We start from the raw sequence: 15,626 nt of genomic DNA, 5'->3' as shown, positions 1-15,626 counted from the left end.
AGATACATGATGGATGAACGATTAAGAATTGCACCATGCGGCTTTTTTTCCATTGATGAAAAGGGCTTTGTTATGGAGGTAAATGAAACTTTCCTCGAATGGTTGGGATATGAGGAAGAAGCGTTGATCGGAAAACATATAGAAAGCCTTTTACCAAGAGGTGCTATATTGATTTTCCATTCTTATTTTTTTCCGAATATTAATCTATACGGCTGCGTGGAAGAATTATTTATTAGTTGCCGAAATGCCGGCGACCAGTCAATTCCCTTTTTACTGAATGCAAAAAGCAGGGAATGGGGAGGCCAAAAGGTCATTGACTGCATAGTAGTGCAGATGAAAAAACGTATGGACTATGAGATAGAGCTTCGAACGACAAAAAGAAGGATGGAAGAGGCCTATAGAGAGCAAGAACAGGCACTTGCTAAACTCAAACAAATAAATCAGGAGATTGAGGCAAAGCAGGCAGAGCTCATGGCTATCAATTCAGGGCTTCTTGAACTATCACATACAGATAAGCTTACAGGGCTTAGAAACCGCCGCTTTTTCCAGGAAAAGCTGGAGGAACAAGTGCAGTTATATAATCAGGAAGGGACTGACTTTTCCCTTCTTATAATCGACATTGATTTTTTTAAGCAGGTGAATGATACATACGGACATCAGGTAGGAGACAATGTACTAGTTCATTTAGCAAATGTTTTAGAAAGCTATACACGTCCTGCTGACATTGTTTCCCGATTTGGCGGGGAGGAGTTTACAGCTCTTCTTCCACAAACAACTGCTGATGAAGCAAAGATGCTTGCTGATGGGTTAAATCAGGCAGTTGAACAGTCTGTATGGGAGGAAATAGGAAGCTTGACGGTGAGTATTGGAGTGGCTACTTTTACGGCAGGAGATACTGAAACCTCCATTCTTGTCCATGCAGATCAAGCTCTTTATGCTGCTAAAAGAAATGGAAGAAACCGTGCCCTTCATTTTGATGAAATAAATTAAATCGTTTGCTTTCTAAGAAAGTCATATCCCATGGAGTTTCTTCCACTGGGATTTTTTCTATAAATACGCAAAAAGGAAGAGGATACGATGAATATTCCTTTAGATTTTAAAAAGAAAATAATAGCCGCATTCGGAAAAGAAGGGGAGAAATGGCTATCTTGTCTGCCTGCTTTAGTAGAGAGCTATACAAAAAAATGGCAGCTTTATATGGAGGGGCCTGTAGGTAATCTTTCATATAATTTTGTAATCAAGGTAAGAGATTGTAACCTCCGTCCCCTCATTTTAAAATTTGGCATTCCTGGGGCAGATGTTACACGTGAAATATATGCTGTAGAATTATATAATGGCGAACGCTTTGCCAAACTGGTGAATTTCGATAAAACGGATGGGGTCCTTTTACTTGAAAGATTAGAGCCGGGCGTTATGCTATCTGAAGTAAAAAGCGAGGAAGAAGCTGTTTTCCATTATGTAGATGTATGGCAGGCACTGAGAAGGCCGGCAAAACCCTCTTTCCCTTCTATTTATCAGTGGTTTAACGGTCTAGATGAATATATGAAAAGAAATCCAAAAGAAGAAGGCACGATTTCAAACGAACTTTTAGCCAAGGCCGGTCAATATGTAAGACACATTCAAACAACGTCAGCAGGTGATGAACTGCTGCACGGAGACCTCCACCATTACAATATTTTATATGACCAAAGACGAGGATGGTGTGCGATTGACCCAAAAGGAGTAATAGGGGATGTGTATTTTGATTTTGTTCCCTTTCTCTTTAATGAACTCCATAGTCCCGCCGTATTAAAGCAAAGGGTGGAAAGCATCAGCAATCTACTGTATATAAATAAAAAGAGGCTGCTTAAAGCATCCATCGCGCTGCTCACTCTTCAAACATGCTGGGCGGTAGAAGAAGAGGGAGACTGGAGAGGGATGCTAACAACCATTCAATTGCTTGATGATCTATTGAACGAATAAAATACCTAAATAGAGCTTTATCATTCTTTCTTCATGATAAAGCTCATATGGCGTCCGCAGCCTTTATCTTCCCGGTAAGAGAATCCGCGGTTATCCAGATAAGTACATGTAGGATCTATTATAATATGAGATGAGGGGATACCGGCAAGTTCACACTGCTTTTTGACGGTTTTTTGATTATCGATATGATATTTATTTGTTTCCTCCTTGTAGTATATAAACTCATCAGCATAGCCTAAAGCTTTGAATTTTTCATATACATCCCGGTCAACCTCAAACTTTTCTTGGCTTAGTGCAGGTCCGATATAGACATGAAATGAGGAAGGGTCATTTTCTTCTTCTATGATTAATTGATGAAGAAGCTTTGGTGTTACTTCCTTTACCGTCCCCTGCCAGCCTGAGTGAATAGCGCCAATTACACCGCTTTTGTCATTATATAAAAGGACAGGTACACAATCAGCAGAAAACGAAGTAAGAACAATGCCGGTTTCATACGTATAAAGTGCATCTGTATCTGCAATCGCATCTTCCATTGTAAAGGCACCTTTTCCCCTGTCGGCTTCCGTCACCTTATAAAAGTTAGCGCTATGTGTTTGCACAGCGCATACAAAATCAGCAGGAACGCACCCAAGTTCTCCTGCTAACCGTGCGCGATTGTGGAGGACAGCATCAGGAGTTTCACAAACATGAAGGGCCATATTATTTACTTCCGCTGATGCCTCCTCTTTCATAGTTGTTCCCGCAATGTATTTTCCTAGGTTTTTATAATATTTCATCATTTCCTCCGATACTCATTTCTTTTTAAAAAATTTTATCTTTCCATCAGTATGACATAGGACTGCTGCAATAATCTATTCTATTCCTTGGCATGTTGCAATAAGAGGGTGCTGATTTCCTGTGTTTTTTAAAGAAAATACAGGTAAACAGAAATAAAAAACATGAAATTTATTCCTATTTCTTTTTATATTACAAAAATGTTTCAAGGAAAACATGATTGTTTAAGGATAGGTCCTTTCTATTATGACAAATGTAACGGTTTTGTAATGAAGCTACCAAATTTTCGATAGTGATTTAGTCTAGTATATTCATGTATGATGAGGTCAAGCAAAAAAGAAGGGATGATATACATGTTCAAAAAAGCAGCTATGGTAACAGCTCTTACATTATCAATCGCATTACCGATTACCGCTTCAGCGGCATCTTCATCATATACAGTAGTAAAAGGCGATACACTTTGGAAAATTGCTTCAAAAAATCAAGTAGGTCTGTCAGAGCTAATTTCTTTAAATCCAAATCTAGCAAACCCAGATTTAATTTATCCAGGTCAAAAGATTGCGATTGCTAAAGATGATCAGCAAAGTGTGGAAGAGGAAGTTGTACGTCTTGTAAATGTAGAGCGTGCAAAGGAAGGATTATCTCCACTTAAAATCGACTGGGAACTTGCTCGTGTAGCAAAATACAAAGCACAAGATATGCATGATAAAAACTATTTTAGCCATACAAGCCCAACTTACGGTTCACCGTTTGATATGATGAAACACTTCGGTATCTCATATACAGCAGCGGGTGAAAATATTGCTAAAGGACAAAAATCAGCTGCACAAGTTGTACAAGCTTGGATGAACAGTGAAGGTCACCGAGCAAACATTATGAGCACAAAATATACGCACATTGGTGTAGGCTATGTGGCAGATGGTAACTATTGGTCACAAATGTTTATTAAAAAATAAGCCTTTTTAGATACTCGATCTCTTACGGAGATCATAGAAAACCCTCGCATGAACGAAGCATGCGAGGGTTTTTTAATAGACAAACGGAAGATTCGGATGATTAGTGTGTATAGTTATCGAAGTATCCTTGGATATAAATCATTGGAGTTCCCTTATCTCCTGAACCTGAAGTAAGGTCAGATAAGGAACCGATTAAATCTGTCAGCTGGCGGGGAGTTGTCCCCTGTGCTTCCATCGCTCCTACAAGATCTTCGTTTTTATTTTTGATATGTTCGGAAATTGCCTTCTTCAATTCCTCACCACGTAGATGAGAGAAATTATTGTCTGCTAAATATTTTAGCTTTACTTCATTTGGTGTTCCGCCAAGTCCGGCGGTAAATGCAGGGGAAACGACTGGATCAGCAAGCTCCCAAATCTTGCCGACTGGATCCTTAAACGCACCATCACCATAAATCATCACTTCGATATTTTTTCCTGTTGCTGTCTTTAGTTTTTCAGCAATGCCATCCACAATTGGCTGGCAAGTGTGAGGGAATAACTTTACTGTTTCCTCTGTTGCTTTATTTGAGCCAAGCAGGCCATATTCAGCATTGAAGCCTGAACCGTCTATGGAACGGGATAAAATATTATCCAGGCTATAAACTGTTGTGGCACCGGCAGCCGTGACAAGACGCTTTGTCCGGAAGCGGGAGTGAATGTCACAAGCGAGTACGGATTTTGTATAATCTACAATTACTTTTGGGTTATTGGAGAAAATCACTTCTACTTCAGCACCTTCAGCAGTAATCAATTCCTTATAGTACTCAATATAATCTACCCCTGTAAAAGTATGTTTTTTATAACCAAAATGTGTTCGGAACTCAGTTTCTGTTAATGTGTCAGTCCATGGGTTAACACCTTTTACATCAAGCTCATCAATATCTACAAGATGGTTGCCAACTTCATCGGATGGATAACTTAGCATTAAAACAATTTTCTTTGTACCCCGTGCGATGCCGCGTAATACATTAGCAAAACGGTTACGTGATAAAATCGGGAAAATGACTCCTACTGTATCTTCACCGAATTTTGATTTTACATCTGCAGCAATATGATCAAGAGAGGCATAATTTCCTTGTGCCCGTGCTACGACTGATTCAGTAACCGTAATGATATCCCGGTCCTGGATGTCATATCCCTCTACCTTTGCCGCGTTTAAAACAGTTTCTACCACAATTTCTTCAATGTTATCACCTTCATTGATGATTGGTCCGCGAAGGCCTCGTACTACTGTTCCGACTACCCGTTCCATTAATAACTCCCCCTGCTCTATATAAAAAGTTACTTTATTCTATCTCATACAATTTGTACTATAACTCCTTTGCATGATATAAGTAAAATTAATATTTTTAATATGCTATATAAGGAGAAATTATATGTTAGGAAAACTTGATCTTTATCGTATATTTCATATCGTTTGTAAATGCAATAGTTTTTCCAAGGCCGCCCAGTCACTTTATATGACACAGCCGGCTATCAGCCAAGCCATGGCACAATTAGAGAAGGATCTCGGCACATATCTTTTTTATCGCACACCTAAAGGAGTCACATTGACGAGTGAAGGAGAGGTATTACATGATTATGTTAAGTCAGCACTTGGTATACTCGAGGCGGGAGAGGGGAAGATGCTGGAGTTTCAGAATCTCTCAACCGGACGGCTCCGTATAGGAGTCGGTGATACGATATCCCGCTATTATCTGCTGCCGACTCTTGAAGCGTTCTCTAAAAAGTATCCCGGTATCAAATTAAAGGTGCTGAACGGTACTACCAGTGAAATTGTGGCGTATATTAAAGCGGGAGAAGCGGATCTCGGGATCTGTAATTTGCCGGTTCAAGATGAGCAGCTAAATGTTAGTGCATGTAAGGAAATACACGATATTTTTGTATGCGGGGAAAAGTACAAAAATATGATCGAGCGTCCCGTCAGCCTAAACTTTCTGATGAAAATGCCGCTCATTTTTTTAGAGAGGAAGGCCAATTCAAGGAAGTATGTGGAAGATTATTTAAAAGACCAAGGATTTATTATTTCTCCAGAGTTTGAATTAGGATCTCATGAACTGCTGCTGGAGTTTGCAAAAATAAACTTAGGAATTGCCTGTGTAACAAAGGAATTCTCTGAGGACTATTTAGGGAGAGGGCTTGTTCATGAGATTCCGCTCCAGCAACCAATTCCTATAAGGAACATAGGGATTTGCCACTTAAGATCGGTGCCTTTATCAAGAGCAGCTGAAAAATTCATCCAACTCATTTATTCCTGATAGCTAATCTATTACAATAAGAAAAAGTTTTTTCTATTTAGAGTCTCTCTGGAAGATAGCAGCCAATTGATATGTAGAGGGAAAGGTGATGTGACAATGGAAATAAAAAAATTGACCGACTGTACAGTGAGTGAAATGGTTATGGCTTGGAATCGGGGATTCGATGGTTATGCCGTCAACCTCGAAATGGATGAAACGATGTTTTTAAACCGGCTTGTTACAGAAGAGTTATCACCCAATCATTCAATCGTTGCCTTCGTAAAAGGGGAGCCTATTGGTATTATCATGAATGGATTTCGGGTACGGGAAGGGCAGTCCATTGCTTGGAATGGAGGGACAGCCGTCGCTCCTGAATACAGGGGCAGCGGTATTATTCATCAGTTAATGGAAGAAACAATGGCCATGTATGCACGGGAAAAAGTGAAAATAGCCACGTTAGAAGCGATTAAAAGTAATGAAACAGCTATTAAGCTATATCAAAAATACGGTTATACAGTTGTAGAGGAACTTGTGTTTTTGTTGGGGGTACAAAAAGATGCAGAGCCGTTAGAGTATGAAGTGTGCAGCCCCGAGGAACTTCCTTTTTTGTTTGATTATCAGGAACGGGTTGTCTGGCAGTGCCAGCCTGCTAGCATCAAGCAGGGAGAGGCTCATGTATTTAAGATAGATGAAAAAGTAGTGGGCTATTCTCTTTTTCGGAGAATATGGAGTGAAGATAAAAAGCTTAGTCGGGTAAATGTTTATCAGTTAAAGCTGCTAACAGAGCATCCAGCACATATTCTCCGTATGTTAGCTACATTAGGAGAAAAGGATACGCCATTAATGTTTGTGAACTTTATAAAAAATGATCCAGTGATTCATTATTTGCTGAAGCAGGGCTTTACAGTGAAAGCAGAACAGGTATGGATGGAAAAAACAATGTAAGAGAACAGGGCTGCCCAGTCGAAAACTTCAAGGCAGCCCTATTTTCTTTGTTAAAGATTTGAAGAGACATTGACCTTAGGGAATTTATATTAAAATAATACCTTCTTAGTCTAAAGGGAATTACCTAAAAATCTGTTGACCCCTTTATTTTACACATTTTTTCTTCAGCTTACCTAATTTACTGTGACAGCTGTTCCAGTTGCAAGGCACATCATCATGCCTTCACGCAGAGTTTCAAAATCCAAATCACCGCCTATTACTGCATTTGTTCCTAACTCACGAGCTTTTGCAGTCATTTCTTTCAGGGCGATTTTACGACCCTCAGCAAGCTTCACTTCATAGGATGCACTACGTCCCCAAACGATATCAGTGACAGAGGCAAAGATATCCCATACAAAATTTGTTCCCATGATACACGTCGACTGTTTTGCCTTCTAATGTAGAAGTTGTATTAATTAATATAAATTCTACTCTCCCTGTGTAGTTCTTATTATGTAAGATGTAAAAAATTAAATGTTCCATAATGAAACGAGATAGATATTATTTCCTGTAATTTATGTTGATATACTATCGTAAAATCTAAAATCTTTGTTCCATTCCCCTATATTTTATGTAAATTTTTTGTTATATAATCTTTTTTACAATAGTATAAGTGGCTCATAAAATAAATAAAAATAGTACGGAGGTAGTGTATGGGAGGAAAGCAATTCAATATGAACTGGGCACATAGATTGAATCTAGGGACAACGGTAATTATGGTATTACTAATTGTTAGTCCATTGATATATATGTATGGGTTTAGTAAAGCATCGTTATATATTATGGTAGGTGTCCTTATTCTCGGCCTTGCTGCAGTGAATTATTTTTTAAAAATTCCTGACCGGTTAAAAGGAATTATATTTGCTATGCTTCCGGCAGTTGTCACAGCAGTACTTTTCTTTATAGACGGTTATGCAATCAATAAACATTATTTCTTATTTATCTCTGTCATTATGGCAGCGCTTTATTTTGATCGGGCTGTAACCCTTATACATTGGGGTGTTATAAATATACTGATGCTGGGCCTTTATTTTGGTGCAGCAGAGAATTTTCTTGCCCAAAACAATGAATTACCACAGTTCATTATAGTGTATGCGGCTATGAATGGCTGCCAATATATGATTTACCGCTTAAGTAAATGGGGGCGGGCTATCATTCAGGAAACACAACAGAAGCAGCAGGAAGCGACCGAAGTAATGGAGGATTTAAAGGGTGTGCTTCAGGCGATTAGTGAAGGGTCGGTAAAGTTGAGTACGAATGTGAATGAAGTAAGCGGCAGCCTTCAAACGATGAATACGATTAGTGGAACGATCTTGCAATCGGCACAGCAAATTGCAGAATCCATCCAGGAGGAGGCAGAAATGGCGCAGAGCATTAATAAGGTGATGCAAGCCTCCATGAAAAAAATAGATGAAACAGCGAAAACCTCTGCACTGGTCGTGGCGGACTCTAAACATATGAATGAAGCTATTGTCTCCAGTTGGGAGAAGGTAAATCTAGTTACTAATCATATGGACACACTTCATGGAACAATCCATACGACAACCAATACGGTAGATGATTTACAGGAAAGTCTGACAAAGGTTAATTATTTACTTGGTGGAATTAAGGATATTGCAGATCAAACAAATTTATTAGCACTTAATGCAGCAATTGAAGCAGCTAGAGCTGGAGAGCATGGAAAAGGCTTTGCCGTTGTGGCAGAGGAAGTGCGGAAGCTAGCAGAACAAAGTGCTCAAACAGCCAGCCAAATTACAGAAGTAACAGGTCAGCTTTTTGCAAAATCAGGTGCGGCACAATCACAGGTCCATGCAGGAAAAGCTGCCGTGGAGGAAGGAGCACAGCTCTTAGAAGAAATCGCCCAAGCATTTGATCGGATTAAAGTAGCGTTCAACGGTTCAACCGAAAAACTAATGGCTAAAGTGGGAGCAACCCATGAGGCAAACGAGGAATTCCAGCAAGTGGTGGCGAAAATTGAGCAGCTTGCTGCCGTCTCCGAGGAGAGCACAGCCCTTACGGCAGAAATTGTTTCAGCTATTTCTGAAGAGAATGAAATGTTGAGCTCTATCGCCCAGGTTGCTGAAGAGCTTGAAGAGTTAAATGAAGAATTACGTGCGCTAAGTTCTAAAATATAGAAGATACAAAATCCTATATTTGTAAAATAACCCTTGTTTTGATAGAATTTAATAAATAGTCAGAATAAGGGGTGTTGGGATGGCAAGCAGTACACATATAGAAATAGTCCAGATTGGTGAGGAAACATTATGGGCTTTTTTGCGGAACAAAGCTGAGTGGGCTCAGTTAGTGCCAGGCTATTTGCATCATGAATTGCCGAAAGAGGAAGAAATGATTTGGGTGTTTAAAGGTGATTTTGGCATTGTAGAAAAGGCGGTAAAACTACAGCTTACTATAAAAGAAATAGTAGAAAATAAAAGAATTTCTTTTGATTTAGTAGGCTTGTCAGATAACATAAACGGTGAAGGCTATTTTGAAATGGAGCGTGTTGAATCCGGGGGCTATCATCTGAGTGGATATTTAAATATGAAAGCCGGCGGTTTTTTAGCATCAATGATTAATCCTGTACTTGAAAAGTTTGTTCCACAGACAATTGAACAGCATGTGAAATCTATGGCGCAGCATGTTTCTCAGGCTGCTGTATAATAGAAGGGCAGCTCAGAATTACTGAGCTGCCCTTCGCTATTTTTTATAAAGGCTATTGATTAATCAAAGAAAGTTGACAATGAGAAAGGGGTAGCGCATGAAAGAACAGCATTTTGAAAAATTATTGAATATCGATACAGCGGGTTACCAACTTGGTTATCCGAAATCCTCTCACTACCATCGTTATGAGCCGACGCCGTATGAAGCCCTAGAACAGCTATTTGAAAGCTACGAGCTGCCTGAACATGCGTCAGTAGTGGATTTTGGATGTGGGAAAGGAAGGGTACCTATTTATTTGCATCACGCCTTTCAAGTACCATCGACCGGCATTGAAATGGACTACAAGTTTTTCTTAGAGGCAATGAACAATCGGGAAAGGTATCTTCAAAAGGCAAGGAAGCGTCTGATTCCTGTTACTTTTCTCAATATGCTGGCGGAAGATTATGAAGTGGCTGAAAGGGATAACGTCTTCTTCTTTTTTAATCCTTTTTCAATCCAAATTTTCCGCAAGGTTCTAATGAATATTTTATGGTCCTTTGAACAACGCCCACGTGAAATACACCTTCTTCTCTATTATCCGGCACCAGACTATTTGCAGTATCTTCAGTATGAAACAAACTTTGATCTCCTTAAGGAAGTAAGATTGCGGGGCCATAAAAATGAAAATGAACGAATCTGTGTCTTCAGGTTGGACTGGTAGGTGGAATTGACATGAAACAGGCAGCATATACGTTTTGCAACGGTATTATTGCAGGAGTTTCGCTTGGGCTCCTGCTGAAGCTTGCGCAGCAGGCAACAGGATATAAGGTATATACGCTATTACTAAATATTGACTATATCCCGGGGCTTGGATCCTACCAGCTATCGGAGTTTGGGGAATTCGTTCTTCACCTTACTGTTGCTGTCCTGCTGGCATTTATAGTAATGGGAGTAGCAAACCGGCATCGAATGACTGCTGGAGCCCTTATTGTATTGTGCATAGGATTAAATACCGCTATAGCAATTTGTTATTATCCTTTAACCAATTTATCAGAAAGCACCCCGCCTCTTACTTCTTTTCCCGCATTTTTCATTTGGGTAGGAGCCCATATCCTCTACGGTTTATTATTAGGTTTTTTATTGGTAAAGAATCTACGATAATAATATGAAAAAACTGAAAAATCAGACTAGACGAAAGCGCTAAGATGTTTTACAATACAAAAGTCTTAATTATCGAAAATATTAGTATAGATAATTAATTTTGAATATTCATATAAGTTATTGTGAATAGTATTTTCTTCATGTATAATTATCAGAAATATCTAATATTTGAATTTTATTTCATTGGGGGAAAAGGGATATGAAACATTCAAAGATGAAAAAATTCGCATCAATCTTTTTGGCAACTTCGGTTCTTGCTGGTATGCTTGCTGGTTGCGGGGCATCAGAGGAAGGCGGTTCATCAAGCGGGGGAAGCGGTTCATCAGATGGGGATACAATTAAAATCGGGGCTAATCTCGAACTTTCTGGAGGGGTGGCATCCTACGGTTCTTCCATCAATGATGGAGCAAAATTGGCAATCGATGAAATCAATAAAAATGGCGGCATTAACGGTAAAAAAATTGAGTACATTGCAGTAGATAATAAATCAGATAACGCAGAGGCTGTAACGGCAGGAATTCGTTTAGCAGAGCAGGAAAAGGTAGTGGCGATGCTTGGACCGGCAACTTCCGGGAATGCAACAGCGACTGTACAGACTGCCAATCAATTCAAGGTACCAATGGTGACTGCATCTGGTACGGCAGAGACAGTGACAGTAGATAAGGATGGAAAGGTAAATGACTATGCTTTCCGTACATGCTTTATCGACCCGTTCCAAGGGATTGTAGCAGCAAACTTTGCAACAGAAGAGCTAAAGGCTAAAAATGTAGCCATTTATATGGACTCTACATCAGATTATGCAAAAGGCCTGGCTGCATCCTTTAAAAAGCAAATCGAAGAAAATGGCGGCAAGGTAGTAAAAGAGGAAGCTTACGTAACAGATGATGTAGATTTCAAATCTACATTAACAAATATTAAGTCAGAGAATCCAGATTTCGTATTTATCCCAGGATACTACGAGGAGGTTGGTCTGATCGTTAAACAGGCCCGTGAATTAGGAATCGACGCTCCATTAATGGGTGCTGACGGGTGGGACTCACCGACACTGGTAGAATTAGCTGGCCCAGATGCCCTAAATAATACATTCATTACAAACCATTATTCTTCAGGAGACCCTGATCCGAAAATCCAAGACTTTGTATCAGCATTCGAAGCAGAGTACAGTAAACAACCGAATGCATTCCACGCGCTTGGCTATGATACAGTGTACTTCTTAAAAGATGCTATTGAACGCGCCGGTGATAAAGTGACAGGAGAGACAGTTCAAAAAGCGTTAGCGGAGACAAAAGATTTAAGTCTTATCACAGGTACATTTACGGTGGATAAAAACCATAACCCAGTTAAATCAGCAACAGTTCTAGAGTTCGTAGACGGTAATCAAGAGTTCAAATCAAAAGTGAATCCTTAATGCACCATTCTAGGGGGGCTCGATATGCCTCCCTTTTTTCCCTTTTTAAAAGAGAACTTTTTTACACTAGTCAAACATAGTAATGGATAAAGGAGTGAAACGAAATGGAATGGATACAACAACTTGTGAATGGTGTGTCACTAGGTAGTATCTATGCATTAATTGCCCTCGGATATACGATGGTATATGGCATCATTAAGCTGATTAACTTTGCACACGGGGATGTTTTCATGCTTGGTGCCTTCATTGGTTTTTACGCTATTGCACGCTGGGATATGCATTTTATTCCTGCCTTGATTTTAGCGATGATTCTTTGTGCAGTCATCGGAGTCATTATTGAACGTGTAGCCTATAAGCGCCTTCGTAATGCTACCCGGATTGCAGCGCTAATTACAGCAATCGGCGTTTCTCTATTGATTGAATATACGGTAATTTTCTTCCGTGGTGCTTCACCAGAGGCGTACCCAACGGTGATTGAAAATTCAAAAATCGAAATTCTGGGTGCACAAATCAGCGTACAGGCAATCATTATTCTAGTCATTTCGCTTGTACTGATGCTGCTATTACAATTTATCGTACATCAAACAAAAATCGGGAAAGCAATGCGTGCAGTTTCCCATGATGCAGATGCAGCACGATTAATGGGTATCAATGTTGATAATACGATTTCTGCCACATTTGCGATTGGTTCTGCCCTGGCTGGTGCAGCGGGTGTCATTTTCGGTATTTATTACACACGTATTGAACCATTAATGGGTGTATTGCCAGGCTTGAAGGCCTTTGTCGCAGCAGTTCTAGGAGGAATCGGAATTATTCCTGGTGCGATGGTAGGCGGTCTTTTACTTGGTGTAGTAGAAACGGTGGTTAGTGCTTTAGGCTATTCTTTATGGCGTGATGCAGCAGCCTTTGTCATCTTGATTTTAATTTTAATTTTACGACCTGCGGGCATTTTCGGTAAAAATGCGCGCGAGAAAGTGTAGGTGGGGAGCGTATGAAAAAATCAAAAGTTTTCTGGGGCTATATCGTCCTTGCTCTAGTAATCTATGCGGTCATACAGGTGCTGATTAATAATGGTACCGTAACCTTCTATTATCAGAACATGTTAATTACGATGTGTATCAATATTATGCTTGCGGTCAGCTTACATATCATTCTCGGTATTACCGGTCAGTTTTCCATTGGCCATGCCGGTTTTATGGCAGTCGGGGCCTATGTTTCTGCGATTTGTACAATGCAGCTTGAGATGCCGTTTATAACGGGTATTTTACTGGGGGCAATTGTCGCGGCATTAGCCGGTTTACTTGTTGGAATTCCAACCCTTCGTCTTAAAGGGGATTATTTAGCGATTGCCACACTCGGCTTTGCGGAGATTATTCGAATCATTTTCTTAAATATTGAGTATGTTGGCGGTGCAGCCGGCATGCAGATTACACACCAAACAAACTGGACATATGCTTTCTTTGGTGTAGTCATCACAATTTTAATCATCTCGAATTTTACAAATTCGCGTCACGGACGTGCATGTATCTCGATAAGAGAAGATGAAATCGCTGCAGATGCGATGGGCATTAATACGACCTATTATAAAGTTGTCGCTTTTGCGATTGGTTCATTCTTCGCAGGTGTGGCAGGAGCTATTTATGCTCATAACTTTTATATTATCCAACCGACAACTTTTGGATTCTTAAAATCATTTGATATTTTAATCTTGGTAGTGCTGGGTGGATTGGGCAGTCTTTCTGGATCAGTTATTGCAGCTGTTTTTCTGACAATCGTCACAACATATCTGCAGGGCTTCCCTGAGACAAGGATGATTATCTATTCACTTGTATTGATCCTTGTTATGCTTTATCGTCCATCAGGATTGCTCGGTACAAAAGAAGTAACAGATTTATTTAAGTTTGGTAAAAGAGGAGGGTCTAATGCATGAGTGAGGCTCTTTTAAAAGTAGATAATTTAGGAATTACCTTTGGCGGATTAAAGGCCGTTCAAAAGGTGGATATGTATATAAACCCCGGGGAATTAGTCGGCCTTATTGGGCCAAATGGCGCCGGTAAGACAACAACCTTTAACATGCTGACAGGTGTTTATACACCGACAGAAGGAAATATTACGTTCAATGGTAAATCGATTAACGGTCTAGATCCTTATAAAGTAACAAGAGGGGGGATCAGCCGGACATTTCAAAACATTCGTCTTTTTAAAGAACTGTCTGTTTTGGACAATGTAAAGGTCGCAAACCATGGCCTGGCTAAACATAATCTGCTTTCCAGCATCTTCCGTCTGCCGAGTCACTTTAAAGGCGAATCAAAAATGGAAGAGGAATCCCTTGCCTTTTTGAAAATATTTGGGCTTGATGTATATAAAAATGAACTGGCGAAAAATCTCCCGTACGGCATGCAGAGGCGGTTAGAAATCGCCCGTGCTCTTGCTGCCGGACCAAAGCTGTTATTATTGGATGAACCTGCAGCCGGGATGAATCCCCAGGAGACATATGATTTGATGGAGCTTATCGCATTTATCCGTAAGGAATTTAATTTGTCAATCCTGCTGATTGAACATGATATGCACCTTGTCATGGGGATTTGTGAACGTATTTACGTGCTGGATCATGGACAATTGATTGCCGAAGGATCACCAGCGGAAATACGTGCAAACCCTAAAGTAATCGAGGCGTACTTGGGTGAGGAGGTTACAGTATAATGCTTAAGATTAATGACATTGATGTATATTATGGCAATATTCAAGCGTTACGCGGCCTCTCCATAGAGGTAAATGAAGGTGAGATTGTTACATTAATTGGGGCAAACGGTGCTGGAAAAAGCACACTGCTAAAAACGATTTCAGGCTTGCTGAAACCAAAAAAAGGATCGATTGAGTATTTAGGCTCAAGCATAGATGGAAAGCCCGCACAAACGATTGTAAAATGTGGAATTTCCCATGTACCAGAAGGACGCCGGGTATTTTCAAATATGACAGTAGAGGAAAATTTGGAACTCGGGGCATATTTAAGAAAAGACCGAGATGGCATTAAAAAAGATATGGAGCATGTATATGAATTATTCCCGCGCCTATTGGAACGCCGCAAGCAATTGTCCGGTACATTATCCGGCGGTGAGCAGCAAATGCTGGCAATGGGACGCGCATTGATGTCAAAGCCGAAATTAATTATCTTGGATGAGCCATCAATGGGTCTTGCCCCGCTGATGGTAAAGAATATTTTCAATATTATCGAAATGATCAATAAGGAAGGCGTAACAGTGCTATTAGTAGAACAGAATGCTAATATGGCTCTGTCCGTCGCGCATCGTGCCTATGTACTTGAGACAGGCAGCATTGTTCTTTCAGGTACGGCTAAGGAGCTACAGGAAAGTGAAGAAGTAAAAGCAGCCTACCTAGGCGGACTGTAAAGGAAAAAGGGTATGTTCCGACTCACTTGGAACATGCCTTTTTTGATATAGTAGG

Annotated in this window: 16 protein-coding genes and 1 pseudogene; 14 read left to right on the top strand and 3 right to left on the bottom strand. The window is 40.1% G+C overall.

Annotation, left to right across the window (positions count from 1 at the left end):
- Window positions 1-9: 9 nt before the first annotated feature.
- Entirely contained in the window at window positions 10-990 is a 981-nt protein-coding gene (locus BOD01S_RS18205) for a GGDEF domain-containing protein (RefSeq protein ID WP_036152081.1), read from the top strand.
- Between the two features lie 87 nt (window positions 991-1,077).
- Entirely contained in the window at window positions 1,078-1,962 is an 885-nt protein-coding gene (locus BOD01S_RS18200) for an aminoglycoside phosphotransferase family protein (protein WP_036152079.1), read from the top strand.
- 20 nt (window positions 1,963-1,982) lie between these two features.
- On the opposite strand, the gene pgeF is transcribed toward BOD01S_RS18200, so the two are convergent.
- Entirely contained in the window at window positions 1,983-2,738 is a 756-nt protein-coding gene (pgeF, locus tag BOD01S_RS18195) for a peptidoglycan editing factor PgeF (protein ID WP_036152077.1), read from the bottom strand.
- 351 nt (window positions 2,739-3,089) lie between these two features.
- On the opposite strand from pgeF, the gene safA reads away from it, so the two are divergent.
- Window positions 3,090-3,692: a SafA/ExsA family spore coat assembly protein gene (gene safA, locus BOD01S_RS18190; protein WP_088321765.1), complete on the top strand. Its 603-nt coding sequence runs from the start codon at window positions 3,090-3,092 to the stop codon at window positions 3,690-3,692.
- Window positions 3,693-3,792: 100 nt separating this feature from the next.
- Here the strand turns inward: safA and BOD01S_RS18185 are convergent, their stop codons facing one another.
- Window positions 3,793-4,983, bottom strand: coding sequence for a coenzyme F420-0:L-glutamate ligase (locus BOD01S_RS18185; RefSeq protein ID WP_036152073.1), 1,191 nt, complete (start codon window positions 4,981-4,983; stop codon window positions 3,793-3,795).
- Between the two features lie 124 nt (window positions 4,984-5,107).
- Between BOD01S_RS18185 and BOD01S_RS18180 the strand changes: the two genes are divergently transcribed.
- Complete coding sequence (locus BOD01S_RS18180; RefSeq protein ID WP_036152071.1) at window positions 5,108-5,989, top strand: LysR family transcriptional regulator; 882 nt, start codon at window positions 5,108-5,110, stop codon at window positions 5,987-5,989.
- A gap of 96 nt (window positions 5,990-6,085) precedes the next feature.
- Window positions 6,086-6,913, top strand: a complete 828-nt coding sequence (locus BOD01S_RS18175; protein WP_036152066.1) for a GNAT family N-acetyltransferase — start codon at window positions 6,086-6,088, stop codon at window positions 6,911-6,913.
- 173 nt (window positions 6,914-7,086) lie between these two features.
- Here BOD01S_RS18175 and BOD01S_RS18170 read toward each other — a convergent pair.
- Window positions 7,087-7,375: pseudogene (locus BOD01S_RS18170) on the bottom strand (YbjQ family protein).
- Window positions 7,376-7,605: 230 nt separating this feature from the next.
- Between BOD01S_RS18170 and BOD01S_RS18165 the strand changes: the two are divergent.
- The 9 genes from BOD01S_RS18165 to BOD01S_RS18125 all read left to right on the top strand — a co-directional run bounded on the left by BOD01S_RS18165 (window position 7,606) and on the right by BOD01S_RS18125 (window position 15,571).
- Window positions 7,606-9,087 (top strand): methyl-accepting chemotaxis protein, encoded by a 1,482-nt coding sequence (locus tag BOD01S_RS18165; protein ID WP_036152064.1) that lies wholly within the window; start codon window positions 7,606-7,608, stop codon window positions 9,085-9,087.
- A 79-nt stretch (window positions 9,088-9,166) separates the two neighbouring features.
- Window positions 9,167-9,613 carry a CoxG family protein gene (locus tag BOD01S_RS18160; protein WP_036152062.1) on the top strand — a complete coding sequence of 149 codons (447 nt, stop codon included), beginning with the start codon at window positions 9,167-9,169 and terminating at the stop codon, window positions 9,611-9,613.
- Window positions 9,614-9,710: 97 nt separating this feature from the next.
- Window positions 9,711-10,313, top strand: coding sequence for a class I SAM-dependent methyltransferase (locus BOD01S_RS18155; RefSeq protein WP_036152060.1), 603 nt, complete (start codon window positions 9,711-9,713; stop codon window positions 10,311-10,313).
- A gap of 11 nt (window positions 10,314-10,324) precedes the next feature.
- On the top strand, window positions 10,325-10,753 hold the full coding sequence (locus BOD01S_RS18150; RefSeq protein ID WP_036152058.1) for a hypothetical protein: 429 nt from the start codon (window positions 10,325-10,327) through the stop codon (window positions 10,751-10,753).
- 214 nt (window positions 10,754-10,967) lie between these two features.
- Window positions 10,968-12,161 (top strand): ABC transporter substrate-binding protein, encoded by a 1,194-nt coding sequence (locus BOD01S_RS18145; RefSeq protein ID WP_407656006.1) that lies wholly within the window; start codon window positions 10,968-10,970, stop codon window positions 12,159-12,161.
- A gap of 104 nt (window positions 12,162-12,265) precedes the next feature.
- Window positions 12,266-13,141 carry a branched-chain amino acid ABC transporter permease gene (locus BOD01S_RS18140; protein ID WP_036152054.1) on the top strand — a complete coding sequence of 292 codons (876 nt, stop codon included), beginning with the start codon at window positions 12,266-12,268 and terminating at the stop codon, window positions 13,139-13,141.
- 11 nt (window positions 13,142-13,152) lie between these two features.
- Window positions 13,153-14,091, top strand: a complete 939-nt coding sequence (locus tag BOD01S_RS18135) for a branched-chain amino acid ABC transporter permease (protein WP_036152052.1) — start codon at window positions 13,153-13,155, stop codon at window positions 14,089-14,091.
- Complete coding sequence (locus BOD01S_RS18130) at window positions 14,088-14,864, top strand: ABC transporter ATP-binding protein (protein ID WP_036152050.1); 777 nt, start codon at window positions 14,088-14,090, stop codon at window positions 14,862-14,864. The genes BOD01S_RS18135 and BOD01S_RS18130 overlap by 4 nt, the downstream gene beginning before the upstream one ends.
- A complete protein-coding gene (locus tag BOD01S_RS18125; RefSeq protein WP_036152047.1) occupies window positions 14,864-15,571 on the top strand; it encodes an ABC transporter ATP-binding protein in 708 nt (235 codons plus the stop codon). The genes BOD01S_RS18130 and BOD01S_RS18125 overlap by 1 nt, the downstream gene beginning before the upstream one ends.
- The last annotated feature ends 55 nt before the right edge of the window (window positions 15,572-15,626 follow it).

Source organism: Lysinibacillus odysseyi 34hs-1 = NBRC 100172 (assembly GCF_001591965.1).
In the GTDB taxonomy this organism is placed as follows: Bacteria; Bacillota; Bacilli; order Bacillales_A; family Planococcaceae; genus Lysinibacillus_B; species Lysinibacillus_B odysseyi.
Note: the sequence above shows the minus strand (reverse complement) of the source record. Positions and strands in the feature narration are given on the sequence as shown.

Excerpts from the sequence above, each read along its gene's own strand:
- safA (WP_088321765.1), top strand. The coding sequence starts at position 3,090 with ATGTTCAAAAAAGCAGCTATGGTAACAGCTCTTACATTATCAATCGCA.
- pgeF (WP_036152077.1), bottom strand. The coding sequence starts at position 2,738 with ATGAAATATTATAAAAACCTAGGAAAATACATTGCGGGAACAACTATG.
- BOD01S_RS18180 (WP_036152071.1), top strand. The coding sequence starts at position 5,108 with ATGTTAGGAAAACTTGATCTTTATCGTATATTTCATATCGTTTGTAAA.
- BOD01S_RS18160 (WP_036152062.1), top strand. The coding sequence starts at position 9,167 with ATGGCAAGCAGTACACATATAGAAATAGTCCAGATTGGTGAGGAAACA.
- BOD01S_RS18150 (WP_036152058.1), top strand. The coding sequence starts at position 10,325 with ATGAAACAGGCAGCATATACGTTTTGCAACGGTATTATTGCAGGAGTT.
- BOD01S_RS18200 (WP_036152079.1), top strand. The coding sequence starts at position 1,078 with ATGAATATTCCTTTAGATTTTAAAAAGAAAATAATAGCCGCATTCGGA.
- BOD01S_RS18140 (WP_036152054.1), top strand. The coding sequence starts at position 12,266 with ATGGAATGGATACAACAACTTGTGAATGGTGTGTCACTAGGTAGTATC.
- BOD01S_RS18130 (WP_036152050.1), top strand. The coding sequence starts at position 14,088 with ATGAGTGAGGCTCTTTTAAAAGTAGATAATTTAGGAATTACCTTTGGC.
- BOD01S_RS18155 (WP_036152060.1), top strand. The coding sequence starts at position 9,711 with ATGAAAGAACAGCATTTTGAAAAATTATTGAATATCGATACAGCGGGT.
- BOD01S_RS18145 (WP_407656006.1), top strand. The coding sequence starts at position 10,968 with ATGAAAAAATTCGCATCAATCTTTTTGGCAACTTCGGTTCTTGCTGGT.
- BOD01S_RS18125 (WP_036152047.1), top strand. The coding sequence starts at position 14,864 with ATGCTTAAGATTAATGACATTGATGTATATTATGGCAATATTCAAGCG.
- BOD01S_RS18135 (WP_036152052.1), top strand. The coding sequence starts at position 13,153 with ATGAAAAAATCAAAAGTTTTCTGGGGCTATATCGTCCTTGCTCTAGTA.
- BOD01S_RS18205 (WP_036152081.1), top strand. The coding sequence starts at position 10 with ATGGATGAACGATTAAGAATTGCACCATGCGGCTTTTTTTCCATTGAT.
- BOD01S_RS18175 (WP_036152066.1), top strand. The coding sequence starts at position 6,086 with ATGGAAATAAAAAAATTGACCGACTGTACAGTGAGTGAAATGGTTATG.
- BOD01S_RS18165 (WP_036152064.1), top strand. The coding sequence starts at position 7,606 with ATGGGAGGAAAGCAATTCAATATGAACTGGGCACATAGATTGAATCTA.
- BOD01S_RS18185 (WP_036152073.1), bottom strand. The coding sequence starts at position 4,983 with ATGGAACGGGTAGTCGGAACAGTAGTACGAGGCCTTCGCGGACCAATC.